Annotated in this window: 25 protein-coding genes and 4 tRNA genes; 22 read left to right on the plus strand and 7 right to left on the minus strand. The window is 73.4% G+C overall.

The features are described 5' to 3' along the window. Positions 1-21: 21 nt before the first annotated feature. Both menD and EDF38_RS03715 read left to right on the plus strand, forming a co-directional pair. Positions 22-1,743 (plus strand): 2-succinyl-5-enolpyruvyl-6-hydroxy-3-cyclohexene-1-carboxylic-acid synthase, encoded by a 1,722-nt coding sequence (menD, locus tag EDF38_RS03710; protein ID WP_233572187.1) that lies wholly within the window; start codon positions 22-24, stop codon positions 1,741-1,743. Positions 1,744-1,801: 58 nt separating this feature from the next. Beyond that, entirely contained in the window at positions 1,802-2,650 is an 849-nt protein-coding gene (locus tag EDF38_RS03715; RefSeq protein ID WP_123354044.1) for a PPK2 family polyphosphate kinase, read from the plus strand. Between the two features lie 57 nt (positions 2,651-2,707). Here the strand turns inward: EDF38_RS03715 and EDF38_RS03720 are convergent, their stop codons facing one another. Together EDF38_RS03720 and EDF38_RS03725 are read right to left on the minus strand one after the other, a co-directional pair. Beyond that, complete coding sequence (locus tag EDF38_RS03720; protein ID WP_233572188.1) at positions 2,708-4,132, minus strand: MFS transporter; 1,425 nt, start codon at positions 4,130-4,132, stop codon at positions 2,708-2,710. Continuing rightward, entirely contained in the window at positions 4,129-5,361 is a 1,233-nt protein-coding gene (locus EDF38_RS03725; protein ID WP_123354045.1) for an isochorismate synthase MenF, read from the minus strand. The genes EDF38_RS03720 and EDF38_RS03725 overlap by 4 nt, the downstream gene beginning before the upstream one ends. A 52-nt stretch (positions 5,362-5,413) precedes the next feature. Here EDF38_RS03725 and ubiE point away from each other — a divergent pair, with 52 nt between their 5' ends. The 8 genes from ubiE (at position 5,414) to EDF38_RS03765 (ending at position 13,172) form a co-directional block, all read left to right on the plus strand. After that, the gene (gene ubiE, locus EDF38_RS03730) at positions 5,414-6,127 is read left to right on the plus strand and encodes a bifunctional demethylmenaquinone methyltransferase/2-methoxy-6-polyprenyl-1,4-benzoquinol methylase UbiE (protein WP_199734574.1); all 714 of its coding nucleotides are present in this window, start codon (positions 5,414-5,416) and stop codon (positions 6,125-6,127) included. A 34-nt stretch (positions 6,128-6,161) separates the two neighbouring features. Further along, positions 6,162-7,268: a polyprenyl synthetase family protein gene (locus tag EDF38_RS03735; protein ID WP_199734576.1), complete on the plus strand. Its 1,107-nt coding sequence runs from the start codon at positions 6,162-6,164 to the stop codon at positions 7,266-7,268. 88 nt (positions 7,269-7,356) lie between these two features. Further along, positions 7,357-8,733 (plus strand): FAD-dependent oxidoreductase, encoded by a 1,377-nt coding sequence (locus EDF38_RS03740; protein WP_123354046.1) that lies wholly within the window; start codon positions 7,357-7,359, stop codon positions 8,731-8,733. Between the two features lie 50 nt (positions 8,734-8,783). Next, the gene (locus EDF38_RS03745) at positions 8,784-9,272 is read left to right on the plus strand and encodes a YajQ family cyclic di-GMP-binding protein (RefSeq protein WP_123354047.1); all 489 of its coding nucleotides are present in this window, start codon (positions 8,784-8,786) and stop codon (positions 9,270-9,272) included. Between the two features lie 7 nt (positions 9,273-9,279). Next, positions 9,280-10,746: a cardiolipin synthase gene (gene cls, locus EDF38_RS03750; protein ID WP_233572191.1), complete on the plus strand. Its 1,467-nt coding sequence runs from the start codon at positions 9,280-9,282 to the stop codon at positions 10,744-10,746. A gap of 97 nt (positions 10,747-10,843) precedes the next feature. Next, positions 10,844-10,925 (plus strand) — tRNA-Tyr (locus EDF38_RS03755). Between the two features lie 120 nt (positions 10,926-11,045). Further along, a complete protein-coding gene (locus tag EDF38_RS03760) occupies positions 11,046-11,870 on the plus strand; it encodes an inositol monophosphatase family protein (RefSeq protein WP_123354048.1) in 825 nt (274 codons plus the stop codon). A gap of 249 nt (positions 11,871-12,119) precedes the next feature. Then, positions 12,120-13,172 carry a M23 family metallopeptidase gene (locus tag EDF38_RS03765; protein WP_123354049.1) on the plus strand — a complete coding sequence of 351 codons (1,053 nt, stop codon included), beginning with the start codon at positions 12,120-12,122 and terminating at the stop codon, positions 13,170-13,172. Between the two features lie 100 nt (positions 13,173-13,272). Here EDF38_RS03765 and EDF38_RS03770 read toward each other — a convergent pair whose 3' ends face one another. Both EDF38_RS03770 and EDF38_RS03775 read right to left on the minus strand, forming a co-directional pair. Then, the gene (locus EDF38_RS03770; RefSeq protein WP_123354050.1) at positions 13,273-15,030 is read right to left on the minus strand and encodes a glycoside hydrolase family 13 protein; all 1,758 of its coding nucleotides are present in this window, start codon (positions 15,028-15,030) and stop codon (positions 13,273-13,275) included. Between the two features lie 21 nt (positions 15,031-15,051). Then, entirely contained in the window at positions 15,052-15,630 is a 579-nt protein-coding gene (locus tag EDF38_RS03775; protein WP_123354051.1) for a 2'-5' RNA ligase family protein, read from the minus strand. Positions 15,631-15,778: 148 nt separating this feature from the next. Here EDF38_RS03775 and EDF38_RS03780 point away from each other — a divergent pair. The 5 genes from EDF38_RS03780 to EDF38_RS03800 all read left to right on the plus strand — a co-directional run bounded on the left by EDF38_RS03780 (position 15,779) and on the right by EDF38_RS03800 (position 19,206). Further along, a tRNA-Thr gene (locus EDF38_RS03780) sits at positions 15,779-15,850 on the plus strand. 35 nt (positions 15,851-15,885) lie between these two features. Beyond that, positions 15,886-15,959, plus strand: a tRNA-Met gene (locus EDF38_RS03785). A gap of 111 nt (positions 15,960-16,070) precedes the next feature. Then, positions 16,071-17,246, plus strand: a complete 1,176-nt coding sequence (locus EDF38_RS03790) for a type III polyketide synthase (RefSeq protein ID WP_123354052.1) — start codon at positions 16,071-16,073, stop codon at positions 17,244-17,246. Next, positions 17,243-18,013 (plus strand): methyltransferase domain-containing protein, encoded by a 771-nt coding sequence (locus tag EDF38_RS03795; RefSeq protein WP_233572192.1) that lies wholly within the window; start codon positions 17,243-17,245, stop codon positions 18,011-18,013. Before EDF38_RS03790 ends, EDF38_RS03795 begins: the two co-directional genes overlap by 4 nt. Beyond that, positions 18,010-19,206: an NAD(P)/FAD-dependent oxidoreductase gene (locus EDF38_RS03800; protein ID WP_123354053.1), complete on the plus strand. Its 1,197-nt coding sequence runs from the start codon at positions 18,010-18,012 to the stop codon at positions 19,204-19,206. Before EDF38_RS03795 ends, EDF38_RS03800 begins: the two co-directional genes overlap by 4 nt. Positions 19,207-19,264: 58 nt before the next feature. On the opposite strand, the gene EDF38_RS03805 is transcribed toward EDF38_RS03800, so the two are convergent. Both EDF38_RS03805 and EDF38_RS03810 read right to left on the minus strand, forming a co-directional pair. Next, a complete protein-coding gene (locus EDF38_RS03805) occupies positions 19,265-20,134 on the minus strand; it encodes a UbiA family prenyltransferase (RefSeq protein ID WP_123354054.1) in 870 nt (289 codons plus the stop codon). Between the two features lie 260 nt (positions 20,135-20,394). Continuing rightward, entirely contained in the window at positions 20,395-20,697 is a 303-nt protein-coding gene (locus EDF38_RS03810) for a DUF3072 domain-containing protein (RefSeq protein ID WP_123355005.1), read from the minus strand. Between the two features lie 87 nt (positions 20,698-20,784). On the opposite strand from EDF38_RS03810, the gene EDF38_RS03815 reads away from it, so the two are divergent. Genes EDF38_RS03815 through EDF38_RS03825 form a run of 3 tightly spaced genes read left to right on the plus strand, consistent with a single transcriptional unit; the run spans position 20,785 to position 22,750 of the window. Further along, a complete protein-coding gene (locus EDF38_RS03815) occupies positions 20,785-21,234 on the plus strand; it encodes a MaoC family dehydratase N-terminal domain-containing protein (RefSeq protein WP_123354055.1) in 450 nt (149 codons plus the stop codon). Continuing rightward, positions 21,231-21,662 carry a MaoC/PaaZ C-terminal domain-containing protein gene (locus tag EDF38_RS03820; RefSeq protein WP_123354056.1) on the plus strand — a complete coding sequence of 144 codons (432 nt, stop codon included), beginning with the start codon at positions 21,231-21,233 and terminating at the stop codon, positions 21,660-21,662. The genes EDF38_RS03815 and EDF38_RS03820 overlap by 4 nt, the downstream gene beginning before the upstream one ends. Next, positions 21,659-22,750, plus strand: a complete 1,092-nt coding sequence (locus EDF38_RS03825; protein WP_255409839.1) for a UDP-N-acetylmuramate dehydrogenase — start codon at positions 21,659-21,661, stop codon at positions 22,748-22,750. Before EDF38_RS03820 ends, EDF38_RS03825 begins: the two co-directional genes overlap by 4 nt. Positions 22,751-22,781: 31 nt before the next feature. Here the strand turns inward: EDF38_RS03825 and EDF38_RS03830 are convergent, their stop codons facing one another. Continuing rightward, the gene (locus EDF38_RS03830; RefSeq protein WP_123354057.1) at positions 22,782-23,984 is read right to left on the minus strand and encodes a pyridoxal phosphate-dependent aminotransferase; all 1,203 of its coding nucleotides are present in this window, start codon (positions 23,982-23,984) and stop codon (positions 22,782-22,784) included. Between the two features lie 215 nt (positions 23,985-24,199). Here EDF38_RS03830 and EDF38_RS03835 point away from each other — a divergent pair. The 4 genes from EDF38_RS03835 (at position 24,200) to rplK (ending at position 26,467) form a co-directional block, all read left to right on the plus strand. Next, positions 24,200-24,272: transfer RNA gene (locus tag EDF38_RS03835), tRNA-Trp, on the plus strand. A gap of 150 nt (positions 24,273-24,422) precedes the next feature. Further along, entirely contained in the window at positions 24,423-24,704 is a 282-nt protein-coding gene (secE, locus tag EDF38_RS03840) for a preprotein translocase subunit SecE (RefSeq protein WP_123354058.1), read from the plus strand. A gap of 85 nt (positions 24,705-24,789) precedes the next feature. Next, positions 24,790-25,893, plus strand: a complete 1,104-nt coding sequence (nusG, locus tag EDF38_RS03845; protein ID WP_123354059.1) for a transcription termination/antitermination protein NusG — start codon at positions 24,790-24,792, stop codon at positions 25,891-25,893. Between the two features lie 142 nt (positions 25,894-26,035). Continuing rightward, positions 26,036-26,467, plus strand: a complete 432-nt coding sequence (gene rplK, locus EDF38_RS03850; RefSeq protein ID WP_123354060.1) for a 50S ribosomal protein L11 — start codon at positions 26,036-26,038, stop codon at positions 26,465-26,467. Positions 26,468-26,522 lie beyond the last annotated feature (55 nt).

Here is a 26,522-nt window from a genome sequence, read left to right on the forward strand (position 1 = left end):
TCTGGCCTGACCCCGGCGGTCGTGCCGACCGGCGACTCGTCGGGCAGCCCGGCGACCGACTACGCCGTCGCGCTCCTGGCGTCCCTCGTCGACGCCGGCGTTCGCGAGGTGGTGGTCAGCCCGGGTTCGCGGTCCCAGGCCGTCGCCCTCGCGGCCGCCGAGTTCGAGCGGGCCGGCCGCGTCCGGCTGCGCGTGCGGATCGACGAGCGCAGCGCCGGGTTCCTCGCGCTCGGGCTCGCGGTCGAGACCGGCGTCCCCGCCGTCGTCGTCACCACCTCCGGCACCGCCGTCGCGAACCTGCACCCCGCCGTGCTCGAGGCGCACCACTCGGGCGTGCCCATGGTGCTCGTCACCGCCGACCGGCCCGTCGAGCTGCGCGGCATCGGCAGCAACCAGACCACGGTGCAGCCGGGCCTCTTCGGTCCCGCGGTGCCCGTCGTCCACGACCTCGAGGCGCCGCTCACGGGGGTCGTCGACGTCGTGGGCGTGCGACGGCTCGCCCTCGACGCCGTCGCCGCGGCCCTCGGTCGCCCCGGCGACGACGGCGAGCGGCGGTCGCCCGGACCGGTCCAGCTCAACCTCGCCCTGCGAGAGCCGCTCTCGGCGGCGGTGGGGCAGCTGCCGGAGGCGCGTCCCGAGCCCCAGCACCGCGCCTCCCCGTCGTCCGTCCTCCGTCTCGCGGTCGACGAGGTGCCCGGCACGGTCGTCGTCGCGGGCCACGCGGCCGGGGACCGCGCCGAGGAGCTCGCCCGGCAGCTCGGCGCCCCGCTCGTCGCCGAGGTGTCGAGCGGGGCCCATTTCGGCCCGAACCTCGCCCTCGGCTGGCGCACCCTGCTCGGCGAGCCCGAGCTCGGGGGAGCCGTGCGGCGCGTCGTCGTGCTCGGCCACCCGACGCTCAGCAGGCAGGTGCCGGCCCTCCTCCGGGGCTCCGGGCTCGAGGTCGTCGTCGTGCACGGCGACGCCGTCGAGCCGTACGACCCGAGCCGCACGGCCACGGTCGTCGACGCGGTCGAGGTCGCGGCGGGCGGCGACGCCGGCGACCGCGCGCACCGCGCCTGGGTCGGGCGCTGGGTCCACGCCGGCCGGGCCGTGGTCGGCGACGGCGACGCGGCTCCCGACCTCGTCGCCGCCACGAGCGAGGAGGCCGCCCAGCGCCGCGAGTTCCTCCGCGGGGAGGTCGACCTGCTGCGTCGGCCGGTCACCCGGCGATCCCTCGCCGAGGCGCTCTGGCGCGTGACCTGGCCGCATGACCGCCTCGTGCTCGGGGCCTCGCGCCTCATCCGCGAGGTCGACGAGGTCGTCCCGGGCAAGCGCGTGCCCGTGCACGCCAACCGGGGCCTCGCGGGCATCGATGGCACGGTCGCGACGGCCACCGGCATCGCCCTCGCGAGCCAGCTCGACGCGTCGCGGCCCGGCGTCACCAGGGTGCTGCTCGGCGACCTCACCCTGCTGCACGACGTCGGGTCGCTGCTCTTCGGCGAGGGCGAGGTGCGCCCTCGGCTGCAGGTCGTCGTCGGCAACGACGGCGGCGGCACGATCTTCGACGGCCTCGAGGTGTCGGCGACGGCGCCCGCCGACGCCTTGCGCCGGGTGCAGTTCACGCCGCAGGGCGTGCTCCTCGAGCACCTCGCGCGCGCCTACGGCTGGACGTACGTCCGGGCGGCCACCCGTGCCGAGCTCGACCAGGCGCTCGCCCGGCCGGCCGACGGACCCGTGCTCGTCGAGGTGCCGCTCGCCCGCTGAGCCCCGGTGGCCGGGTCGGCTGGGCGTCGCGGGCGGGCCCGGTCGTAGGCTCGGCCGCATGGCCAAGACCTGGACGACCGATCCCGCCGACGCGCTGCGTGCGGGCACCGACTTCTCGCTGGCGGGGGTCGACCCCCGCTCGACGCCGGGCTTCGAGGGCGACAAGCGCTACGGGGCCCAGGTGCTCGAGTCGGGGCGCGAGGCGCTCGGCGAGGAGCAGGAGAAGCTCTTCGCGGCGAGCCGGAACGGCGGGGGCGACTCGGTGCTGCTCGTGCTCCAGGCGATGGACACCGCCGGCAAGGGAGGCGTCGTGCGCCACGTCGTCGGCGCGGTCGACCCCCAGGGCGTCGCCCACCACGCGTTCAAGGCGCCGACCGAGGAGGAGCTCGCGCACGACTTCCTGTGGCGGGTGAGGAAGGGGCTGCCCGGGCCGGGCATGATCGGCGTCTTCGACCGCTCGCACTACGAGGACGTGCTCATCGGCTCGGTGCGTCGCCTCGCGCCGCCGGAGGAGATCGAGCGTCGCTACGGTGCGATCGTCGAGTTCGAGCAGGAGCTCGTCGCCCAGGGCACGACGATCGTCAAGGTCATGCTGCACATCTCCTCCGACGAGCAGAAGCAGCGTCTGGCCGACCGGCTCGACCGGCCCGAGAAGCACTGGAAGTACAACCCCGGCGACCTCGAGGAGCGGCTCGTCTGGGACGACTACCAGGCCGCCTACGAGACGGCGATCCGCCGCACCTCCACCGAGGCCGCGCCCTGGTTCGTCGTGCCGGCCGACCGCAAGTGGTACGCCCGCGTCGCCGTGCAGAAGCTGCTCACCGACGCGCTCGCGTCCCGGCCTCGCGGGTGGCCAGCGGCCGCCTTCGACGTCGAGGTGGAGAAGGCGCGGCTCGCCGTCAGCTGAGCGGGGCTGGCCGGTCGGGGCCGGCCCGCGCCTCCCCTGCGGCGGGGCCCGCGCCTCCTAGGCGGCGGCCTTCGCCCGGACCACGTCGCCGGCGCCCTTCGGCAGGCGCAGCCCCTCGAGGAGGCTGAGCAGGGCGAGCACGGCGAGCACGACCAGGGCGACCCGGTAGCCGAACGCGTCGGCGCCGGGGCCCGTCGGGGCGGCGATCGTGTCGGCGAGGCGCACGGCGAGGGCCGTGACGGCGACGCCGAGGCCCACGGCCAGCTGGCTCGTGATCGACGACAGGGCGTTCGCCCCGCCGAGCTGCGCGGCCGGGACGTCGGCGAACTGCAGCGTGTTGTAGGCGGTGAAGCCCACCGAGCGGAAGACGCCCGAGAGCAGGAGCAGGGCGGCGATCAGCACCGGCGACGTCGTCGGCTGCACGAGGGCCGCCGCGACGAACGTGGCCGCGACGCCGATCGTCGCCACGACGATGACGGGCACCAGCGCGAACCGGCGCAGCAGGGGAGTGGTGGCGGGCTTGATGCCGAGGTTGCCCACGAAGACCCAGAGCAGCATGACGCCGGCCTCGGTCGGGGTCCAGCCGAAGCCGTCCTGCAGCAGCAGGGGCACGACGAACGGCACCCCGTTGACGACCGCGCGGTAGACCGAGCCGCTGAGGTTCGTCACGCGGAAGGTCGGGATGCGGAAGGTCGAGAGGTCGAGCAGCGGCTGCCGCGCGCGGCGGAACCAGCGCACCGCCGCGAGTCCGGCGGCCGCGGCCAGCAGCACGAGGCCGCCGCCGCCGAGGGCCGTCGCGGGGTCGCCCAGCAGCTCGAAGGCCAGCACGAACGACACGATGGCGACGACGACGAGGGCCAGGCCGACCACGTCGAGGCGCGTGCGCTCGGCCGTGAGGCCCGCCGGGACGACCCGCCAGGCGACGAGCACGAGGGCGACGCCGATCGGCACGTTGACCAGGAAGACCCACTGCCAGCCCAGGTACTGCGTCAGGAGGCCCCCGGCGAGGGGGGCGATGACGGGGGCGACCAGGGCGGGCCAGGTCAGGTAGGCGATCGCGCGGATCAGCTCCGACTTGTCGGTGCTGCGCAGGACGATGAGGCGCCCGATCGGCACCATCATGCTGCCCGCGAGGCCCTGCACGACCCGGGCCGCCGTCAGCGACGCGATGCCGGTGCTGAGGGCGCAGGCCAGCGAGGCGAGCGTGAAGACGACCACGGCGAGGAGGAACACGCGGCGGGCCCCCCACCGCTCGGCGAGCCAGGCGCCCAGCGGGATGAACGCCGCGACGGCGACGAGGTAGCTCGTCACCGCGATGCCCATCTCGGCGGGCTGGACGCCGAAGTCGCCCGAGATGGCGGCGGTGGCCGTCGACAGGATCGTCGCGTCCATGTTCTCCATGAAGAACGCCGCGGCCACGACGAGGGCGACCGGCCGCGACCAGCCCGGGGCGACGGCGTCGGCCGATCCGGTCCGGGTCACTGCGCGAACGCCTGCACGACGGGCTGGAACTTCATGCTCGTCTCGGCCGCCTCGCGCTCGGGGACCGACTCGGCGACGATCCCGGCGCCGGCGAAGGCCCGCACCGTCCCGTCGGGGTGCACCTGAGCGCAGCGGAGCGCGATCGCCCACTCGCCGTCGCCGTCGGCCCCCACCCAGCCGACCGGCCCGGCGTAGCGCCCGCGGTCGAAGGGCTCGAGGCGGCGGATCAGGTCGAGGGCGGCCCGCGTCGGCGTCCCCGCGACGGCGGCCGTGGGGTGCAGCGAGGCGATGAGGTCGAGGGAGCTCGACCCGTCGGTCAGGCGGCCGCTCACGTCGCTCGCCAGGTGCCAGAGGTTCGGCAGCTTGAGCGTGAACGGCTGCTCGCCCGAGACGACGTCCGCGGCGTGCGGCGCCAGCGAGAGCAGCAGGCTGCGGAGGGCGAAGGCGTGCTCGTCGAGGTCCTTCGTGCTCGTGGCCAGGGCGTGCGCGGCGGCCTCGTCGGAGGAGGCGTCGACGCCGCGGGCCGCGCTGCCCGCGAGCACCCGCGCCGAGACCTCGCCGCGCTCGGTGCGGACGAGGGTCTCGGGGCTCGCCCCGACGAGGCCCTCGACGGCGAACGCGTAGCAATCGGGGTAGGCGGTGAGCAGCGTCGCCGCGACGATCCGCAGGTCGGCCTCCGCGGGGAGCCGGCCGACGAGGTCGCGGGCCAGCACGACCTTGCTCACCTCGCCCGACCGGATCGCGGTGACGGCCTCGGCCACGGCCGCCGCGTAGCCGGCCCGGGTCTGCGACCCCTCGGACATCCGGAGGCGCGCGGCGGCTCCCACGGGCGTGGGCGCCGGCAGCTCCGCCCCGTCCACGCGGGTGATCCACGCGACGCCGTCGCGGCGCCCGATGACGATGCGCGGCACGACGAGCACGCTCACGTCGGCGGACGCGTCGTCGAAGGCGAACGAGCCGAAGGCCACGAGGCCGGTGCCCGGCACGCCGACCCCGTCGTCGACCGTCGCGCGGGCCGCGACCTCGCGCCACGCGTCGGCGGCGTCGTGCATGCGGCGGGGGCCGGTGAACTCGAGGCGGAGGGCCTCCCCGATGCCGGCCATGCCCGCGCCCCCGCGCACGAAGACGAGCGGGTTCCGCCGGTCGACGACGTCGAGCAGCGGGCTGATGTGGTCGATCGCGGTCGTGGTGACGGAGAAGGACGGGACGGGCGACGACGGGAGGACCACCGTTCGACCCTACTCGGACGCCACGCAGGGCATGCCGGTAGGATCGACCATCGTGACCAAGGCCGACATGAACAAGCAACCTGACGAGGTCGCGTCGATGTTCGACGGCGTCGCTCAGCACTACGACCGCACGAACGACGTGCTCTCCGCGGGCAACGCCGTCCTGTGGCGCATCGCCACCGTGAAGGCGATCGGGGCCGGCCCTGCCGACAAGGTCCTGGACATCGCCGCGGGCACCGGCACGAGCTCCGTGGCGATCGCCAAGCGCGGCGCCGAGGTGGTCGCGCTCGACTTCTCGCACGGCATGGTCGAGGTCGGCCGTCAGCGTCACCCCGAGATCGAGTTCGTCGAGGGCGACGCCGAGGCCCTGCCCTTCGACGACGAGACCTTCGACGCCGTCACCATCTCGTTCGGGCTCCGCAACGTCAACCGGCCGAAGGTCGCGCTGGCCGAGATGAACCGCGTGCTGAAGCCCGGCGGGCGCCTCGTGGTCTGCGAGTTCTCGACCCCTCCCTTCGGGCTGCTCCGCGCCTCCTACCGGGCGTACCTGCGCTTCGGCATGCCGATCGTCGCGCGCCTCACCAGCAGCAACAGCCCCGCCTACTCGTACCTCGCCGACTCGATCGCCGCGTGGCCCGAGCAGCAGGTGCTCAGCCAGTGGCTGCGCGGCGCCGGGTTCACCCGGGTGGCGTACCGCAACCTGACCATGGGCATCGTCGCCCTGCACCGCGGTCGCAAGCCCTCCGCCAAGACGACGAAGAACTGACCGAGCCAGGCTCGCCAGGCCGACCCCTCCGACCATGAAGGTGCCCCCCGTGAACCCGAGTGTGCCGCTCACGCGCCGCAGCAACTCCCTGAGCTCGTCGCTCGGCCTCGGCGAGAAGCTGTTCGCCTCGCCCGCCGAGCGCCGCTTCGTGGCCGCGGTCGACGAGGGCCTCGCCCTCGTCGAGGAGGGGCTCCTGCGCGAGATCGCCTTCGCCGACGAGATCGCCGACGCGACCACCCGCTACCTTCTCGCCGCCGGCGGCAAGCGGGTCCGCCCGACCCTGACCCTGCTCATCGCCCAGCTCGGCGAGGGCGCGACGCCCGGCATCGTGGCGTCGGCCCAGGCCACCGAGATCACCCACCTGGCGTCGCTCTACCACGACGACGTCATGGACGAGGCGCAGATGCGTCGCGGGGTGCCCAGCGCCCAGACCGTGTGGGGCAACAACGTCGCCATCCTCAGCGGCGACCTGCTCTTCGCCCGCGCCAGCACCATCGTCTCGGGCCTCGGCCAGGAGGCGATCCTGCTGCAGGCCGAGACGTTCGAGCGGCTCTGCCTCGGGCAGCTCCACGAGACCATCGGCCCCAAGGCCGACGACGACCCCATCGCGCACTACCTCGACGTGCTCGCCGACAAGACCGGCTCGCTCATCTCGACGGCCGCCCGCGCGGGCGTCATGTTCTCGGGCGCGCCCCGCGAGTACCTCGAGCCCGTCGCGACGTTCGGCGAGAAGATCGGCATCGCCTTCCAGCTGATCGACGACGTCATCGACCTCTCCGACCGCGCCGAGCAGACCGGCAAGGCCGCCGGCACCGACCTGCGGGCCGGCGTCGTCACGCTGCCCCTGTTGTACCTCCGCAAGGAGGCGCAGACCGACATGGAGGCCGCCGCGCTGCTCGGCCTCATCGACCGCGTCGTCGAGGTCACGCAGGCCGACGACGACGACCACCCCGCGGTCGACGAGGCGGAGTTCGCCGACATCGTCCGTCAGCTGCGCGAGCACGACGTCACCCGCCGCACCCGGGCGGAGGCTCACCGCTGGGCCAGCGAGGCGCTCGCCGCGCTCGACGCGCTGCCGTCGGGGCCCGTCAAGAAGGCGCTGACGCGCTTCGCCGACCAGGTGGTCGAGCGCTCCGCCTGACCGGCACCGAGCCTCCGCGGCCCCCGTTCCGAACCAGACCAGACCCTCCGTCGGGCAGCACCCGACGCCCACAGCACCAGGAGAACCCGTGACCACCTTGCGACTGGCCATCGTCGGCGCCGGCCCCGCCGGCATCTACGCCGCCGACATCCTCGCCAAGGCCGAGAAGGCCTTCGACGTCTCGATCGACCTCTTCGAGCAGCTGCCCGCCCCCTACGGCCTCGTCCGCTACGGCGTCGCGCCCGACCACCCCCGCATCAAGGGCATCGTCAACGCGCTGCGCGACGTGCTCGACAGCGGCGACATCCGGGTCTTCGGCAACGTCCGCTACGGCGTCGACATCACGCTCGACGACCTGAAGGCGCACTACAACGCCGTCATCTTCTCGACCGGCGCGATCCGCGACGCCGACCTCGACATCCCCGGCATCGAGCTCGAGGGCAGCTACGGCGCCGCCGACTTCGTGAGCTGGTTCGACGGGCACCCCGACTTCCCGCGCACCTGGCCGCTCGACGCACAGTCGGTCGCCGTGGTGGGCGTCGGGAACGTCGCGCTCGACGTGTCGCGCATCCTCGCGAAGCACGCGGACGACCTGCTGCCCACCGAGATCCCCGACAACGTCTACGAGGGCCTGAAGCAGTCGTCGATCACCGACGTGCACGTGTTCGGCCGACGCGGCCCGGCCCAGGTCAAGTTCACGCCGCTCGAGCTGCGCGAGCTCGGCGAGGTGCGCGACGTCGACATGATCGTCTACGACGAGGACTTCGACCACGACGAGGCCTCGAAGACCGCGATCGCGACGAACAAGCAGGTCTTCGTCATCGACAAGGTGCTGAACCAGTGGCGCCAGCGCGAGGTCGGCACCGCGTCCCGCCGCCTCCACCTGCACTTCTACGCCAAGCCCGTCGAGGTCGTCGGCGACGAGCAGGGCCGCGTCGCCGCGTTCCGGTACGAGCGGACCCGGCCCGACGGCCAGGGCGGCGTCGAGGGCACCGGCGAGATGCGCGACGTGCCGATCCAGGCGATCTACCGCGCCGTCGGCTACTTCGGCTCGCCGCTCGACGGCATCCCGTTCGACGAGCGCCGAGGCGTCATCCCGAACCACGAGGGCCAGGTGATGGACGACGACAACCAGATCGTGCCCGGCGTCTACGCCACCGGCTGGATCAAGCGTGGCCCCGTCGGCCTCATCGGCCACACGAAGTCCGACGCCATGGAGACCGTCAAGCACGTCATCACCGACCAGGGCAGCTGGTGGCAGCCCGTCGACCCGTCGCCCGAGGCGATGCCGGCCCTGCTCGCGCAGCGCGGCGTCGAGTACACCGACCTCGAGGGCTGGCACCGGCTCGACGAGCACGAGCAGTCGCTCGGCGCCCGTCACGAGCACGAGCGGGCGCGCGTGAAGGTCGTCCCGCGCGACGAGATGGTGCGCGTCTCGCGCGAGAGCGAGCCCGCGGGGGCCTGACCCTCGGCCGGTGCGTACCGTGCGCGGCCCGCGTCGGTAAGCTGGAGGGCATGGCAGACAGCTCATTCGACGTGGTCAGCAAGGTCGACAAGATGGAGGCGGACAACGCCCTCCACCAGGCGCAGAAGGAGATCGAGCAGCGCTACGACTTCAAGAACGTCGGTGCCTCGGTCGACTGGAGCGGCGAGAAGCTCCTCCTCAAGGCGTCGACGGAGGAGCGTGTGAAGGCCGTCCTCGACGTCCTCGAGTCGAAGTTCATCAAGCGCAGCATCAGCCTGAAGCACCTCGACGTCGGCGAGCCCTTCGCCAGCGGCAAGGAGTACCGCATCGAGGCCGCCCTCAAGGAGGGCATCGAGCAGGACGCCGCGAAGAAGATCGGCAAGATCATCCGCGACGAGGGCCCGAAGAGCGTCAAGAGCCAGATCCAGGGCGACGAGCTCCGCGTCCAGTCGAAGAGCCGTGACGACCTGCAGGCCACCATGGCGCTGCTGAAGAAGGCCGACCTCGACGTCGACCTCCAGTTCGTCAACTTCCGCTAGCACCGATGTGACCGAGCCCTCCTGGGTGCCCGCCGCCCTCGGGGTGCTCGGCCTCGTCGTCGACATCGCGATCCGCGTCTTCGCGATCGTCTACGTGCCGATCAACCGGCGCCCTCAGACGGCGGCGGCGTGGCTGCTGGCGATCTTCCTCATCCCGTACGTCGGGTTCGTCCTCTTCCTCCTGCTCGGCAGCTCGAAGCTGCCGGCGTCGCGGCGGGCCAAGCAGACCGAGATCAACACCTACATCGTCGAGACGACCGAGGGCATGGAGCGGGTGCGCCGCGACCACCCGTGGCCCCTCTGGCTCGACAGCGTCATCGAGCTCAACCGTACGCTCGGGGCGATGCCGCTCGTCGGCGGCAACACGGCCGAGCTGCACCCCGACTACGACCGCTCGATCGCGGCGATGGCCGAGGCCGTCGACCAGGCCCGCAAGTGGGTGCACGTCGAGTTCTACATCACGAGCCTCGACGCGACGACCGAGCCGTTCTTCATCGCCCTCGAGAACGCGCGCCGGCGCGGCGTGACGGTCCGGCTGCTGATGGACCACATCGCCAGCCGTGGCTACCCGGGCTATCGGCGCACCCGGCGTCGACTGACCCGCATCGGCGTCGAGTGGCAGCTCATGCTGCCGGTGCTGCCCCTCCGCGGCAAGTACCAGCGGCCCGACCTCCGCAACCACCGCAAGCTGCTCGTCGTCGACGGGCTCGTGGCCTTCACCGGCTCGCAGAACATGATCGACCGCGGCTACCAGCGACGGTCGAACCGCCGCCGCGGCCTCGCCTGGAAGGACTTCATGGTGAGGTTCGAGGGCCCGGTCGTCGCCGGCGTCAACGCCCTCTTCGTCACCGACTGGTACTCCGAGACCGACGAACTGCTGATCCGCGAGAGCGACCCGGTGCACACGAGCGACGACGACGAGACGATCGACTGCCAGGTCGTGCCGAGCGGACCGGGCTTCGACGGCGAGAACAACCTGCGCCTGTTCAACACGCTCCTCTACAACGCGCAGGAGCGCATCATCCTCACCAGCCCGTACTTCGTGCCCGACGACTCGATGCTCTACGCGGTGACGACCGCGGCGCAGCGCGGCGTCGACGTGCAGCTCTTCGTGAGCGAGATCGGCGACCAGGCGGTCGTCTACCACGCGCAGCGGTCGTACTACGAGGCCCTGCTGCGGGCGGGGGTCCGCATCTTCCTCTACCGCAGCCCCACCGTGCTGCACGCGAAGCACTTCACGATCGACGACGAGGTCGCCGTCATCGGCTCGAGCAACATGGACATGCGCTCGTTCAGCCTCAACCTCGAGATCTCGGTCATGATCCGCGGCCGGCACTTCGTGTCGCAGCTGCGCGAGGTCGAGCAGTCGTACCGCGAGGCCAGCACCGAGCTCACTCTCGACGAGTGGCTGCACCGTCCGTTCCGGTCGAAGGTGCTCGACAACGTCGCGCGGCTCGCCGCCGCGGTGCAGTAGCCGGGGGAGGCGCGGGGCCGGTGGTCGTAGGGAGGGCCGGGAGGATGTATATTTGTCTGGCGCCTCCGGTCGATGAACATCTGGGCCGGGCGTGCATGGCAAGTTACCCAAGCGGCCAAAGGGATCTGACTGTAAATCAGCCGGCGTAGCCTCCGGGGGTTCGAATCCCTCACTTGCCACCCTCGTGACGACGTGCAGAGCAGCGCCCGTCACGCCGAACGGACCCGATCACTCGGGTCCGTTCGTCGTCCGGGCGACGACGTCGATCCGGCCTGCGCCCCGTGCCGCCGGGAGGCCCCGTGACCGAGACACCGACCGCCGCGTCCCCGCCACCGGCCGAGCTGCTCGAGGTCGCCCGCACCGTGGCCGTCGAGGCCGGTGCCCTCGCCGTCCGTCGCCGAGCGGCCGGGGTCGAGGTCGCCGACACGAAGAGCAGCCTCGTCGACGTCGTGACGCACACCGACCTCGAGGTCGAGGCGCTGCTGCGTCGTCGCCTCTCCGAGCTCCGGCCGGGCGACGGCTTCCTCGGGGAGGAGGGCGGGGCCGACGACTCGGAGACGGGCCTCACCTGGGTCGTCGACCCGATCGACGGCACGGTCAACTTCCTCTACGACATCCCGCAGTGGGCGGTCAGCGTCGCCGTCGTCTCCGGCGGCCGCGATCCCGAGCGGTGGACGGCCCTCGCGGGCTGCGTCGTCAACCCGGTGTCCGGCGAGGTCTGGACCGCCTCCCGAGGGGGAGGAGCGTGGCTGGGAGAGCGCCGCCTGTCGCCCTCCGCCCCCCGGTCGCTGGCCGAGTCGCTCGTCGGCACGGGCTTCTCGTACGACTCCGGACGCCGGGTGGAGCAGGCCGCCGATCTCGGCCGCCTCATCGGGGAGGTGCGCGACGTCCGTCGGATGGGCGCCGCCTCCCTGGACCTCTGCGCCGTCGCCGCCGGTCGGCTCGACGCGTACGTCGAGGAGGGGCTCAAGCCGTGGGACCACGCCGCCGGTGCGCTCGTCGCCCGCGAGGCGGGAGCGGTCGTCCACGGCGACCGACCGGACGCCGCCCCGAGCGCGGCGTTCGTGCTCGCGGCCTCGCCGAGCATCGCCGAGGATCTGTGGACGACCCTGGGCCGGGTGTGAGAAGGGCTGCTGACGGCCGACTTCCTCGCACGGGGAGCGCCCTGGCGGGTCATCGCCGCGACCTCTGGTACACGGATGTCTCATGTCTCAGCCCGGCTGGCACCCGAACGCGGGTAGCCATCTGGTGAACGAGCCGCTACCCTGGACAGGTTCGTTACTTTTCCGTGACCAAGGTCACGAGGTAGCGGCCGAGAAGAAGAGGGTGCACTCCGCCTCTCCGTTCCCGACAACCCCGAGGATCCATCACACGTGTCGAACCCCCAGCACTTCGCCGAGCCCGACGGCGACGGAAACCCGTCGAGTCGTGACGCCGAGGTCCTGACGGAACGCCCCGAGGCTCCCGTCTACCTGACCCGCCGCGAAGCCCGCGAGGCCGAGCGTGCCGCCGAGGCCGCCGCCTCCGCACGCCCGCGTCGCACTGCCGCCGGAGCGCCCGCCTCGGCGAGGCCTGCCGCCGCGGCCCCTCGCCGCACCAGCTCGGCCGCTCCGCGCACCGCCTCCACGACGCGTCCGAGCGCACCCGCCGGGCGCGTCGCCTCCGTCGGCTCCGCACGCCGCGCCTCCGGTGCCGCTGCGCCCGCCGCGACCAGCGCCTCCGTCCCGTCGGCCTTCCGCCGCACGAGCAAGCGCGTGACGGTCGTCGGCGCGATGCTCTTCGCCGGGGCGATGCTCGTCGCGACGAGCGTGCCGGCCAACGCGTTCCTCGTCGACACCGCGTCCCCGGGCACCGCTCAGGGCTCGCCGATGTCGACGCAGACCTTCGTCGCGGGCGAGGCCACGGACGACGTCGCCGACCGCGACGGCTACTCGGTCACCGAGATGAAGGTCGCCACGCAGTACTCGTCGACCAGCACGAGCACCTTCAGCAACGACCTCGAGGGCACGGTCCAGTGGCCCTTCCAGACCGGCGTGCCGATCAGCAGCGGCTTCGGCGCGCGCCAGGTCAGCAACTGCAGCTTCTGCTCGACCTTCCACGAGGGCCTCGACTTCGTGCCCGGCGCGGGCTCGCCGATCCAGGCGATCGCCGACGGCACCGTCAGCGTCGTCAGCGGCCCCGGCGGCGCCTTCGGCAACCACGTCGAGATCGAGCACGTCATCAACGGCCAGAAGGTCACGTCGACCTACTCGCACATGCAGACCGGCTCGGTCACGGTCTCGGTGGGCGACCCCGTCACCGTCGGCACCGTCATCGGCAAGGTCGGCTCGACCGGCAACAGCACCGGTGCGCACCTCCACTTCGAGATCCACCTCAGCGGCGTGCCCGTCGACCCGTACCCCTGGCTGCAGGCCAACACCAACTAGCAGGGCGGGCGCGCGACGGCCTCGAGTCGTCCCCGTGCCCCGTCAGCACGACGAAGCCCCCGACCGCATCGGTCGGGGGCTTCGTCGTCGGACCGGGTGCTCAGCCGACGGCCGGCTCCGATCGCAGCCAGACGGCGGCGTTCGCCGGCAGCGCCGGCGCGTCGAGCGCCATCGTCGACAGCAGCACGTCGCCGACGGGCAGCTCGACCGCGACGTCGCCCGTGTTCGCGACCACCGTCACGCCGCCGTTGCGGAAGGCGACGACCTCCGTGCCCCAGCCGTCGAGCCACTCCACCGACCCGACGCCGAGCTCGTGCTCCGAGCGCAGAGCGAGGGCCGTCTTGTACAGCTCGAGGGTCGAGCTGGCGACGCCCTGCTGCTCGTCGCGGGCGTACGTCGACCAGTCGTCGGGCTGGGGCAGCCACGACGCACCGGTCGTCGAGAAGCCGAAGGCGGGCGAGCCCGACTCCCAGGGCAGGGGCACGCGGCATCCGTCGCGGCCGTACCGCTCACCGTGCGTACGGAACCAGGTCGGGTCCTGTCGGGCCTCGTCGGGCAGGTCGACGGCCTCGGGCAGGCCGAGCTCCTCGCCCTGGTAGAGGTAGGCGCTGCCCGGCAGGGCGAGCATCACGGCCGAGGCCGCCCGCGCCCGCGCGAGGCCCAGCTCGGGGATCGGCAGGCCGGGGCTCCTCGGCCCGATGCCGTAGCCCTGGGGGTTCTCGGCGGTCAGGGCGAGGCGGCTGGCGTGCCGGACGACGTCGTGGTTGCTCAGCACCCAGGTGCTCGGGGCGCCCACGCTCGCGAACACCTCGATCGACGAGTCGACGACGCGGCGGATCTCGGCGGCCGACCAGCCGGTCTCGAGGTACGAGAAGTTGAAGGCCTGGTGCATCTCGTCGGGGCGCACCCAGTTCGCGAGCTTCGCGAGCGGCTCGACCCACGCCTCCGCCACCATGACGCGGTCGCCGGGGTACTCGTCGAGCACCGTCCGCCACGACCGGTAGATCTCGTGCACGCCGTCCTGGCCCCAGTACGGCGGGGTGACGGCCTCGCCCTGGCCGCCGCCCATGCTGCCCGCGTCGGCGGGCGGGGTGAAGTCGGGCAGGCCCTCGGCCTTGATCATGCCGTGGGCGACGTCGACGCGGAAGCCGTCGACGCCGCGGTCGAGCCAGAACCGCAGCACGTCGACGAAGGCGTCGCGCACCCACGGGTTCGTCCAGTCGAGGTCGGGCTGCGTGGTGTCGAAGAGGTGCAGGTACCACTGGCCCGGGGTGCCGTCGGCCTCGGTGACGCGGGTCCAGGCGGGTCCGCCGAAGATCGACTGCCAGTTGTTCGGGGGCAGCTCGCCGTCGGCGCCCTCGCCCTCGCGGAACATGTACCGGGCCCGCGCGGTCGACCCGGGCGCCGACGCGAGCGCCTCGCGGAACCAGGGGTGGTCGGACGACGAGTGGTTCGGCACGAGGTCGACGATCACGCGGAGGCCGAGCTCGGTCGCCCGGGCGCGCAGGGAGTCGAAGTCGGCGAGGGTGCCGAAGAGCGGGTCGACGTCGACGTAGTCGGCGACGTCGTAGCCCGCGTCGCGCTGGGGCGAGGTGTAGAAGGGCGACAGCCAGACGGCGTCGACGCCGAGGTCGGCGAGCGCGTCGAGCCGGGCCGTGACGCCGGGCAGGTCGCCGACGCCGTCGCCGTCGGAGTCGGCGAACGACCGCGGGTACACCTGGTAGATGACGGCCGAGCGCCACCACTCCAGGCCGTCGCTGCGCACGGCGGCCGCCTCGGAGGTCGGCTCGGCCGGGGTCCGGGTGTCGTTCTCGGCGGGGGAGTCGAGCGTGTCGCTCGAGGTCTCGTGTGAGGACATGCGGCAACCCTACGGCAGCGCTCAGGCCTCCCGGGCGGGGCCCAGGGCGACCACCTCGCGGGCGTCGGAGTCCCACCGCCGGGCCGCCGCGGCGACGTCGGACGACGAGGAGGCGCGGGTCGGCGGGGAGGCGACGCGCGCCTCCTCGTCGGCCAGCACCTCGAGGGCCCTGGCGAGCGTCGTCGCCGTCAGGCGGTGCGCCAGCGTCACGTGCGGGGACCAGGCGCCCGGGGCCGTGTGGGGCACGTCGCCCTCGCCCGAGGCGAGCTCGTGGACCCGCCGGTGGAGGTCGAGGAGCGCCGCCGTCGGCACGACGGACCGCGCGAGCACCCAGCCGCCGCGCCCTCCCCTGCCGGGGCGCCCGAAGACCAGCGGCGCGCCCGTTGCCAAGGGCAGGGGGAGCAGCTCGCCGAGGAGCGCCGCCAGGGCCTCGTCGTGCCGCGGGTCGACGACGGGCCGGGCGAGGAGCGTCACGTGCGGCGCATTGCTCGCGCCGGCGTGGTCGGCGAGCGAGGGCAGGTCGGCGGCTGCGAGCGCCGCCCACTCGTCGCGGACGCGCTGGTCGGCTGCCTCGTCGAGCAGCAGTTCGATGCTGTGCACGACGCCATCCTGGACCCGGCGGGGGCGGTCGGGGCGGGTCTCGCGGGCGGTGGTCGGGGGAGGGCGCCGGTGTTCACCGAGCCGTCCGCGCTCTGCTACCCTTGTCTGGTGCCGATCGGCAGCGGCTCGTCCGCGGCCTTCTGGTCACGCCCCGATAGCTCAGTGGTAGAGCACTTCCATGGTAAGGAAGGGGTCGTCAGTTCAATCCTGACTCGGGGCTCCGGCTGGTCACGGCGCGACGCCCTGACAGCCTGCGGCGGGGTAGCTCAGTTGGTTAGAGCACACGGCTCATAATCGTGGTGTCGCGGGTTCGAGTCCCGCCCTCGCTACCGCAGGCCCGAATCACTCCCTGGGATTCGGGCCTCTGTCGTTGCCGGCGCAGGCGGTCACCCGGCCCCCGCCTCCCAGGCGAACATGCCCCGGTCGGAATACCATGACGCATGCCCGTCAGCATCCGAAGCATCGGGACGGCCGTGCCCCCGACGGCCATCCGCCAGCCCGACGTCCGCGACCTCTTCCGCAGCCAGCCGGGGCTCGGACGACTCGCCCCGCGCCTCATCGGCGCGGTCTTCGACGCGTCCGGCATCGAGACGAGGCACACCGTCGTCGACGAGCTCGGGGTGGCCGGCGGCGACGTCCCCGTGCCCCGAGGCCCCGAGGACGGCGTGCCCGACGGCCCGGTCTTCGTCGACCAGGACGGCCGCGTGCTCGCCCCGACCACCGGCGTCCGCAACGCCGAGTACGTCGCGCGCAGCCCCGACCTCTTCGGCCGCGCCGCCGAGGCGGCCCTGGCCGGGGCCGCCGGCGTCGAGGCCTCCGACGTCACCCACGTCGTGACCGTCTCGTGCACGGGCTTCTTCGCGCCCGGGCCCGACTACCTGCTCGTCCGCCGGCTCGGGCTCGCCCCGTCGACGCGGCGGCTGCACATCGGCTTCATGGGCTGCTACGGCGCGTTCCCCGCCCTCCGCGCGGCGCGCGACACCTGCCTCGCCGAGCCCGACGCGGTCGTGCTCGTCGTCTGCGCCGAGCTCTGCACCCTGCACCTGCGGTCGTCCGACGACCCCGACGCGATCGTCGCCTCCTCCGTCTTCGCCGACGGCGCCGCGGCGGCGGTCGTGTCGGCGCGCCCGGCGCCCGCCGGATCGACCGTGCTCGACCTCGACGTGCTCGAGTCGGTGCTCACGCCGGTCGGCGAGGACGACATGGCCTGGAGCATCGGCGACCAGGGCTTCGACATGGTGCTGAGCAGCTACGTGCCGCACATCGTCGAGGAGAACATCGACGACGCCCTCGTGCCGCTCCTCGCCGCGGCGGGCTGCTCGATCGCCGACGTCGAGCGATGGGCCGTGCACCCGGGCGGCCGCAGCATCCTCGACCGGGTCGAGAAGCGCCTCGGCCTCAGCGCCGAGCAGCTCGCCCCGTCCCGCGACGTCCTCCGCCGCCACGGCAACATGTCGAGCGCGACGGTCCTCTTCATCCTGCAGCAGCACCTCGAGGCCGCCGGAGGCGCGGCGCCGGTCGCCCTCCCGCCCACCACGTCGAGGGTGTGCGCCATGGCCTTCGGGCCCGGGCTGACCGTCGAGACGGCCCTGCTCACCCGACGGACGACGTCGTGACGCCCGGCGCGCCGGCCACCACGAGGGAGTCGCCGACCGCCCGCCCCGCGGGCGCCCGACGCCTCGACCTCCGCCGCCGCGACGTCGACCTCGTCGAGCTGATGGACGACGAGGCCGCCGACCTCGCGGGCCTGCGACGCACCTACGCCGTCTTCCCGCTGGTCAACGCCCTCGTGGCGGGGTGGCGGCGGGCCTACGTCGAGCGCCTGAGGCCGCTGCTCGACCGCGACCGTCCGACGACCCTGCTCGACCTCGGGTCCGGGGGCGGCGACCTCGCCCGGCGCCTCGCCGGCTGGGCCGCCCGCGACGGGCTGCGGCTCGAGGTCACGGCGGTCGACCCCGACGCGCGGGCGCACGACTTCGCGTCCCGACGACCGCGATCGGGCGTCGCCTACCGGTGCGCGTCGAGCGGCGACCTCGTGGCCGCGGGGGAGTCCTTCGACGTCGTCGTCTCGAACCACGTCCTCCACCACCTCGACGACGAGGCGCGCCGGGCGGTGCTCGCCGACAGCGAGCGGCTCGCCCGGCGCCTCGTGCTGCACAGCGACATCCGGCGCAGCACCGTCGCGTACGTCGCCTACGCGGTCGGCACGCTGCCGCTCGCCGGCACCTCGTTCGTCCGCACCGACGGGCTCCGCTCGATCCGCCGCAGCTGGAACGCCGACGAGCTGCGGTCGGCGGTGCCGCCGCGGTGGCGCGTCCTCCGGCGGCCCCCCTTCCGGCTCTGGCTGGTGCTCGAGCCGCTCGACGGGGACGGCCGACCGTGATCACCCACGACGTGGTCGTCGTCGGCGGCGGCCCGGTGGGGGTCTACGCCGCCGCCCTGCTCGCGCGGCGCGGCCACGACGTCGTCGTCTGGGAGGCGCGGACCGGCACCCCCGTGCTCTCCCGCGCGATCGGGGTCCACCCGCCCTCGCTCGACGCCCTCCAGCTCGTCGAGGCCGCCGACCCCCTCCTCGCCCGCGCCGTCCGCATCCGCCGCGGCCTGGCGCGGAGCGGAGACCGTGCCCTCGGCGTCGTCGACTTCGGCCGGCTGCCCGGCCCCTGGCCGTTCGTCGCCGCGGTGCCGCAGGACGCGACCGAGGCCGTGCTGAGGGGCCGCCTCGACGAGCTCGCGCCCGGTTCCCTCCGCACGGGCACGACCCTCAGCGGGCTCGACGCCGACGACGAGCGCGTGGTCCTCCGGGGCGAGGGCCCCGACGGCCCGCACGAGGTCGCCGCCCGCTACGTCGTCGCCGCCGACGGCGCGCGCAGCACGGTCCGCGACCTGCTCGGCGTCGCGGCCCCCGAGCGCCTCTACCGCGACCGCTTCGTCATGGGCGACTTCGCCGACGGCACGGGCCACGGCGACGACGCCGTCGTCGACGTCGGACGCGACGGCGTCGTCGAGTCGTTCCCGCTGCCCGGGGGAGTGCGCCGCTTCGTCGTCTCGGTCGGCGACGCGCGTCCCGGCCGGGAGGGCCCCGGGGAGGCGCGGGGCGGGTCGACGACGCCCCTCACCGCCGACGACCTGGCCGCCCTCGTGCACCGGCGCACGGGCGCGGACGTCGACCCGTCGACCTCCACCATGCTGAGCGAGTTCGCGCCGCGGCGCCGGACGGCCGAGCGGACCGTGGTCGGGCGCGCGCTGCTCATCGGCGACGCCGCCCACGAGATCAGCCCGATCGGCGGCCAGGGCATGAACCTCGGCTGGCTCGACGCGGTGGCGTGGGAGCCCGTGCTGACCCGCGCCCTCCGCTCGGCGGGCGGTCGTCGTCACGACGCGGCGGCCTTCACGGCCACTGAGTCGGCGCGGCGACGCGCCGCAGGCCGGGCCGGCCGTCAGGCCGAGATCAACATGGCCCTGGGACGACCGACCGGCCTCGGGGGCCACCTGGCGCGTCAGGCCGCGCTCGCGACGGCGCTGCGGTCGCCTGCGTCGCGGCTGCTCGCCGCCACCTACGCCATGCGCTTCGCCTGACGACGGCCGGACCGAGCAGGCCGGGACGGGCCGAGGGGGTCATGCCGACGAGACGTGTTCAGGCGACGAGCGCGGTGCCGCTCAGCGCCAGCTGCACGACGAGCACCAGTGCCGAGGCGAGCACGAGGCGGAACAGCGTCCGGGTCGCCCCGCCCCGCGCGACGATCACCGCTCCGGTGCCGGCGAGACCGAGCACGACGACGAGACCGGCCACGGCGACCACCACGGCGGCGACCCCGGACCCGGTGACGAGCTGCCCCGCTGCCGTCAGGCCGGCCGAGACGGCGAGGGCCGCGAACGCGACGAGACCGGCCCGGCGACGACCGAGGCGGTGCGGCAGGCCGGACACGCCCGTCGCCGCGTCGTCCCCGAGGTCGGGCAGCACGTTCGTGAAGTGGATCGCCACGCCGAAGACCGCGCCGACGGCGACGACCCAGGCGGCCGGCGTCGCCGGTGGGTCGGACGACGTGATCACGACGACCGGCAGCAGGCCGAAGCTGACGACGAACGGGACGACCGACCAGCGGGTGCGCTTGAGGCCGACGTTGTAGGCCCATCCCGACACGACGAGCACGACGTGCGCCAGGCCTGCGGTCAGCGAGAGGGAGAACGGGAGGGCCACTCCCACGACGAACGAGGCGACGGCCGCCACGGCGACCGCCTGGCCCGAGACGAGGCCCTGGGCCAGCGGCTTGTCGGTACGCCCGACCCGGCGGTCGCGGTCGACGTCGAGCAGGTCGTTCGAGAACCCGATGGAGAGCTGGCCCGCCAGCACGCCGACCACGACGAGGGCGAGCGTGAGCGGCTCGAGGCCGGCCGCGAGGCCCAGCACCAGCGAGAGGAAGGTGACGGTCGCCGTCGGGCCCGGGTGGCACGATCGCAGCAGCGCCACGACGGGGGAGGTCTTCGGGGTCGCGATCGTGGCCATCAGACGAACATACGGCAGGCGCCGGGCCGCCCGGTCGAGGAGGCGTCGGCCACGGACGACGAAGGACGTGGCCGGATCGATGACGATCCGGCCACGTCCCGGGCCCGGGGACCGTGGCCAGGGGGCCGGCGGATCAGAGCCGGTCCCGTGACCTGGTCAACAGGGGCACGCGTCGAGGCACCATCCCAGACGTGCGACGAGTGTACGTCCGACCCTCCCGCGCGGGAAGGGTCGTCAGCACACCGGGCGCTGAGCGACGATCAGGCCCCGCGGCCGGTCTTCTGCTGCAGGCGGTCGATGTTCTCGCTCGCCTCCGCCTTGGTCATGTCGGCGGGGAGCTCCTCGCCCGCCTCGCGGGCGAGGGTGTCGAGGTAGCTGGCCTGGGGGCCGGTGATCGGCTCGTCGCCGGTCACCCACTGCTCCGGGTCTTTCGAGGCGGTGTTGGAGGCGTCGGGGCGCTCGCCGCCGAGCGTCTCGCCGGCCGTGGGGGCCGGGGCGTCGCCGCCCTCGGGGGCGGCGGGGTCGACGGGCGTGATGTCGGGATCGATGTTGGAGTCGCTCATGCCCGTGACCGTACGCCCGACCACCGACATCGGCCCCAGGGTGCGGGCCCGGCCTGCGTCCGACGTCCCCCGTCTAGACTCGACGCCGTGCCAGTGAACCCCGAGCTCCGAGGGCGGGTCTTCCCGCCGGCCCCTCCCTACCTCGTCGGACGTGAGAAGGTGCGCGAGTTCGCGCGTGCCACCGCCTCGACCAGCCCCCTCTCCGTCGACGTCGACGCGGCCCGCGCCGCCGGCCACGCCGACCTCGTCGCGCCGCCGACCTTCCCGGTCGTCGTGCAGGAGGCCACGCTCGCGCAGCTGCTGGCCGAGCCCGACGCCGGCATCGACTTCGCGCGGGTCGTCCACGGCGAGCAGCGCTTCTCCTACAGCCGCCCCGTCGTGGCCGGCGACGAGCTCACGGCGACGCTGACCGTGACGGCCGTCAAGGCCCTCGGCGGCAACGCCATGGTGACCGCGTCCTCCGAGATGGTCGACGCCTCCGGCGAGCACGTCGTGACCGCGGTCTCGACCCTCGTGGTGCGGGGGGACGACGCGTGAGCGCCCTCGAGGTCGGCACGGTCGTGGCCGAGAAGACGTACGCGGTCACCCGCGACTCCCTGGTGCGCTACGCCGGCGCCTCGGGCGACTTCAACCCCATCCACTACCGCGACGACGTCGCCGCGTCGGTGGGCCTGCCCGGCGTCCTCGCCCACGGCATGCTGACGATGGGCACGGCCGTGCAGCCCGTCGTCGAGTGGCTCGACGGCGCCGGCGACGACGGCGGCGTGATCGGCTGGGTGTCCGACTACCAGGTTCGCTTCACGCGGCCGGTCGTCGTCGACCCCGAGGCGGGCGCCGAGATCGTCGTCACCGCGACGGTCGCGAAGGTCGACCCCGAGACCGGCACCGTGCGGGTCGACCTCACGGTCGCGTCGGGCGGCCAGACCGTGCTCGGCAAGGCCCAGGTCGTGGTGACGCTGGCGTGACCTCGTTCGCCGACCTCACCACGATGCGCGTCGGCGGAGAGCCGGCCCGCCTCGTCGAGCCCGAGACGACCGACGAGCTGCTCGAGGCCGTCCGCGCCGCATGGGCCGACGGCGACGAGTGGTTCGTCCTGGGCGGCGGGTCGAACACGCTGGCCTCGGACGAGCCGTACGACGGGACCGTGGTGCGCGTCGCGACCCGTGGGGTCGAGCGGCTCGACGACGTCGACGGGCGCGTGCGCCTCCGCGTGGCCGCGGGCGAGCCGTGGGAGGACCTCGTCGCGCTGACGGTGGCCGAGGGCTGGTCGGGCCTCGAGGCCCTGAGCGGCATCCCCGGCTCGACGGGCGCCTCGCCCGTCCAGAACATCGGTGCCTACGGGCAGGAGGTCGCCTCGACCCTCGCCTCCGTCGACTTCCTCGACGACGAGAGCGGCGAGTTCGTCCGCCTCCCCGCCTCCTCGCTCGGTCTCGGCTACCGCACGAGCGTCTTCAAGCAGGGGCGTCGAGGCGTCGTGACCGCCGTCGAGTTCTCGCTCCGCGACGACGGCGGCGTCAGCGAGCAGGTCTCCTACCCGCAGCTCGCCTCGGCGCTCGGGGTCATGGTGGGCGCGCGCGTCCCGGTGGCCGACGTGCGCGAGCGCGTGCTCGAGCTCCGCGCCTCCAAGGGGATGGTGCTCGACGACGGCGACGCCGACACGACCTCGTGCGGCTCGTTCTTCACGAACCCCGTCGTGCCGCGGAGGGTCGCGAGCGAGCTGCCGACCGACGCCCCGCGCTGGCCCACCGAGCCCGAGGCGGAGGACCGCGTCGTGCCGCTCGGCGAGGAGCCCGCCGCCCCGCCGCCCCCGTCGGCCGGCACCGTCAAGCTGAGCGCGGCCTGGCTCATCGAGCACGCCGGCGTCGCCAGGGGCTTCCGGCTGCCCGGCTCGGGCGCGGCGGTGTCGTCGAAGCACACGCTCGCGCTGACGAACCGCGGCTCGGCCACGGCCGAGGACGTCGTCGAGCTCGCCCGGTTCGTCCAGCAGCGCGTCGCGTCCGAGTTCGGCGTCGTCCTGCACCCCGAGCCCGTGCTGCTCGGCCTCTCCCTCTAGTCGGCCGGGGAGGCGCCGGGCCCCGCCCGCCTCAGGAGAACAACCGCTGGAGGCGCTGCACGCCCTCCAGCAGCGGTGCGTCCCCGAGGGCGTACGACAGGCGCAGGTAGCCGCTCGGGCCGAACGCCTCCCCGGGCACGACGGCGACGTCGGCCTGATCGAGGATCAGGTCGGCGAGCTCGAGCGACGTGGTCGGCGTGACGCCGCCCCACTCGCGGCCGAGGAGGCCGCTCACGTCGGGGTAGACGTAGAACGCCCCCTGCGGCGTCGGGGTCACGACTCCGTCGATGGAGTTCAGCTCGCGCACGATGGTCGCCCGCCGGGCGTCGAAGGCGCGACGCATGACCTCGACCTCGTCCTGCGGGCCGGTCAGGGCGGCCAGCGCCGCTCGCTGCGACACGTTCGACACGTTCGACGAGAGGTGCGACTGGAGGTTGGCGGCGCCGGCGACGACGTCGGCCGGGCCGACCATCCAGCCCACGCGCCAGCCCGTCATGGCGTAGGTCTTCGCGACGCCGTTGACGAGGATCGTCTGGTCGGCCACCTCGGGCACGGCCTCGGTGACGGAGACCGCCTCGACCCCGTCGTAGGTCAGGTCCTGGTAGATCTCGTCGCTGATGATCCAGACCCCGTGCTCGAGGGCCCAGGTCGCGATCGCGGTGACCTCGTCGCGCGTGTAGACGGCGCCCGTCGGGTTCGAGGGCGAGCAGAACACCAGCACCTTGGTGCGCTCGGTGCGGGCGGCCTCGAGCTGGTCGACCGTGACCTTGTACTCCTGGTCGGCACCGGCGAAGACCTCGACGGTGACGCCGCCCGCGAGGGCGATCGCCTCGGGGTAGGTGGTCCAGTACGGGGCCGGGAGGATGACCTCGTCACCGTCGTCGAGGAGCGCGGCGAACGACTGGTAGACCGCCTGCTTGCCGCCGTTGGTGACGATCACCTGCGAGGGCGAGACCGTCGTGCCGCTGTCGCGGAGGGTCTTCTCGGCGATCGCCTCGCGCAGGTCGGGCAGCCCGGCCGCGGGGGAGTACCGGTGGTTGCGCGGGTCGCGCGCCGCGGCGACGGCCGCCTCGACGACGTGCGCCGGGGTGGGGAAGTCGGGCTCGCCCGCGCCGTAGCTGACGACGGGTCGTCCCTCGGCGATGAGGGCCTTGGCCTTCGCGTCGACCTTGAGGGTCGCGGACTCGGCGATGGCGGCGATGCGGGACGAGAGGCGGCGGGCTGGCGTGGTCACGCCGTCAGCCTAGCCGGGGGCGTCCGGGCGGTGACGGGCACGTCGGGCGCGGGGTCGGCCGCCGGCCCGGCCGCCGGCCCGGCGTGGCGGGCTTTGCGCGGCGGGCGGCGGTCGCCTACACTCGATCAGGCGGTCGAAGATCGCCGAGTTTCTGCGCGCCTCACGGCGTGCGTGCTCCGCCCTCGGGGCGGGGCGGGCTCGGCGGACGACGCCGAAGGGCGGTGGCTCAATTGGTAGAGCAGCGGTCTCCAAAACCGCAGGTTGCAGGTTCGAGTCCTGTCCGCCCTGCAGCCCGGCCGGGTCGCCGCGACTGACCCCGAGACTCGTCTCGGGAACGGGTCGCGACGACCCGGGCAACCGGACGACAGTCCGGTCCCCGGACGACTGTCCGCTCATCGGACAGGCCCCTCGGGGCCGAGCTCGGAAGGTACCCCAACAGTGGCGAGAAAAGACCTCGACGTCCCCAGTGAGGACGTCGTCGAGAAGGCGAAGACCGACGGCGCCGCCAAGCGCACTCCCTTCGCGCGCATCGCGCTGTTCCTCCGTCAGGTGGTGGGCGAGCTCAAGAAGGTCGTCACGCCGACGCGCAAGGAGCTCTTCAGCTACACCGGCGTCGTGCTGGTCTTCGTCGTCATCATGATGGCGCTCGTCACCGGCCTCGACTCGCTCTTCGGCCTGGTGGTCGGCTACGTGTTCGGCAACGGGCCGACCGGCAGCTGACATCACCTGCGCGGCCCCGGCCGCGACGCGCGGCCGCACCGACGGCGCGCCGGCCCGACACCCCACGAACGGAAGAAGAACACCCTTGCCTGACAACGAGCGCGACGACATCGATCTCGCCCCCGCCGCCGAGCAGTCCTCCGAGGTCGCCGAGACCCAGGAGGGCGACCTCACCGACGTCGACACCGACGGCGACCAGGGCTCCTCCGAGGAAGACGCGATCCACGTCGTCGACGAGGGCGACGAGGGCACCGACGACACGAGCGACCTCGACGGCCTGCTCGACACGCTCGCCGAGGCGTCCGACCCCGAGGCCGACGCCGTCGTCGACGACGCGCTCGACGTGCACGACGCCGACGAAGCCGAGGCCGCCGTCGAGGCGACCGACGACGAGGCCGACTCCGAGGCCGAGGCGCTGGCCGCCGAGGGCGACGCGCTCGGCGCCGACGCCGTGATCACCGAGGCCGAGCAGTCCGTCCAGGACGCCGACGCCGAGGTCGCGCACGACGACGTCGAGGTCGACGTCGAGACCGCCGACGACTCGCTCGTCGACGACGAGCCGGCCGAGGTCGACCCGTACGAGGCCTTCCGCTCCGAGCTGCGCGGCAAGCCGGGCAAGTGGTACGTCATCCACAGCTACGCCGGCTTCGAGCGCCGCGTGAAGCAGAACATCGAGAACCGCATGGTGTCGATGACCATGGAGGACTACATCTACCAGGTCGAGGTCCCGATGGAGGACGTCGTCGAGATCAAGAACGGCCAGCGCAAGCTGGTCACGCGCGTGCGCATCCCCGGCTACGTGCTGGTCCGCATCGACCTCAACGAGGACAGCTGGTCCGTCGTCCGCCACACCCCCGGCGTCACGGGCTTCGTGGGCAACGCCCACAACCCCACGCCCCTCCGCTTCGAGGAGGCCTTCAACATGCTGAAGAGCCTCGTCCAGGTGCAGGAGGCGGCTCCCGTCGCCAAGGGCGGAGCCAAGGGCGGCAAGCAGGCCCAGCGCGTCATCCCCGCCGAGGTCGACTTCGAGATCGGCGAGACGATCACCATCAAGGAGGGCTCGTTCGCGGGTCTTCCCGGTACGATCAACGAGATCAAGCCCGAGAGCGGCAAGCTCACCGTGCTCGTCTCGCTCTTCGAGCGCGAGACCCCGGTCGAGCTCAGCTTCGACCAGGTCACCAAGCTCTAGTAGCCTGGAGCGTCGGCACCGTCCGACACCCCCCCCAGATTCACGAGGCTCGTCCTCGAGATCACCGGAGCCCGTCCGCGGGCCACCGGGAGAGACGACCGCGACCGCGGCCGGCTCGAACCCCACACGAAGGAAAAGAACAATGGCACCGAAAAAGAAGGTCACGGGTCTGATCAAGCTTCAGATCAACGCCGGCGCCGCGAACCCCGCCCCGCCCATCGGCCCGGCCCTGGGTCAGCACGGCGTGAACATCATGGAGTTCTGCAAGGCCTACAACGCCGCGACCGAGTCGCAGCGCGGCAACGTCGTGCCGGTCGAGATCACGGTCTACGAAGACCGCTCGTTCACGTTCGTCCTGAAGACCCCGCCCGCCGCCGAGCTCATCAAGAAGGCCGCCGGCGTCGCCAAGGGCTCCTCGACGCCGCACACCGACAAGGTCGGCAAGCTGACGATGGACCAGGTCCGCGAGATCGCCGCCACCAAGCAGGCCGACCTCAACGCCAACGACATCGACGCCGCGGCGAAGATCATCGCCGGCACCGCCCGCTCCATGGGCATCACGGTCGACGCGTAAGCAGACCCCCCTCGTGCAGGCGACCCGCCTGCACGCCCCAGACATCAGTGGGAGA

This window comes from Frigoribacterium sp. PhB160, from assembly GCF_003751785.1.
GTDB lineage: Bacteria > Actinomycetota > Actinomycetes > Actinomycetales > Microbacteriaceae > Frigoribacterium.

What these genes read in the sequence shown, in the direction of transcription:
- rplK (WP_123354060.1), top strand. Translation starts at nt 26,036, where the DNA reads ATGGCACCGAAAAAGAAGGTCACGGGTCTGATCAAGCTTCAGATCAAC.
- EDF38_RS03745 (WP_123354047.1), top strand. Translation starts at nt 8,784, where the DNA reads ATGGCAGACAGCTCATTCGACGTGGTCAGCAAGGTCGACAAGATGGAG.
- EDF38_RS03805 (WP_123354054.1), bottom strand. Translation starts at nt 20,134, where the DNA reads ATGGCCACGATCGCGACCCCGAAGACCTCCCCCGTCGTGGCGCTGCTG.
- EDF38_RS03735 (WP_199734576.1), top strand. Translation starts at nt 6,162, where the DNA reads ATGAAGGTGCCCCCCGTGAACCCGAGTGTGCCGCTCACGCGCCGCAGC.
- EDF38_RS03810 (WP_123355005.1), bottom strand. Translation starts at nt 20,697, where the DNA reads ATGAGCGACTCCAACATCGATCCCGACATCACGCCCGTCGACCCCGCC.
- EDF38_RS03715 (WP_123354044.1), top strand. Translation starts at nt 1,802, where the DNA reads ATGGCCAAGACCTGGACGACCGATCCCGCCGACGCGCTGCGTGCGGGC.
- EDF38_RS03790 (WP_123354052.1), top strand. Translation starts at nt 16,071, where the DNA reads ATGCCCGTCAGCATCCGAAGCATCGGGACGGCCGTGCCCCCGACGGCC.
- EDF38_RS03770 (WP_123354050.1), bottom strand. Translation starts at nt 15,030, where the DNA reads ATGTCCTCACACGAGACCTCGAGCGACACGCTCGACTCCCCCGCCGAG.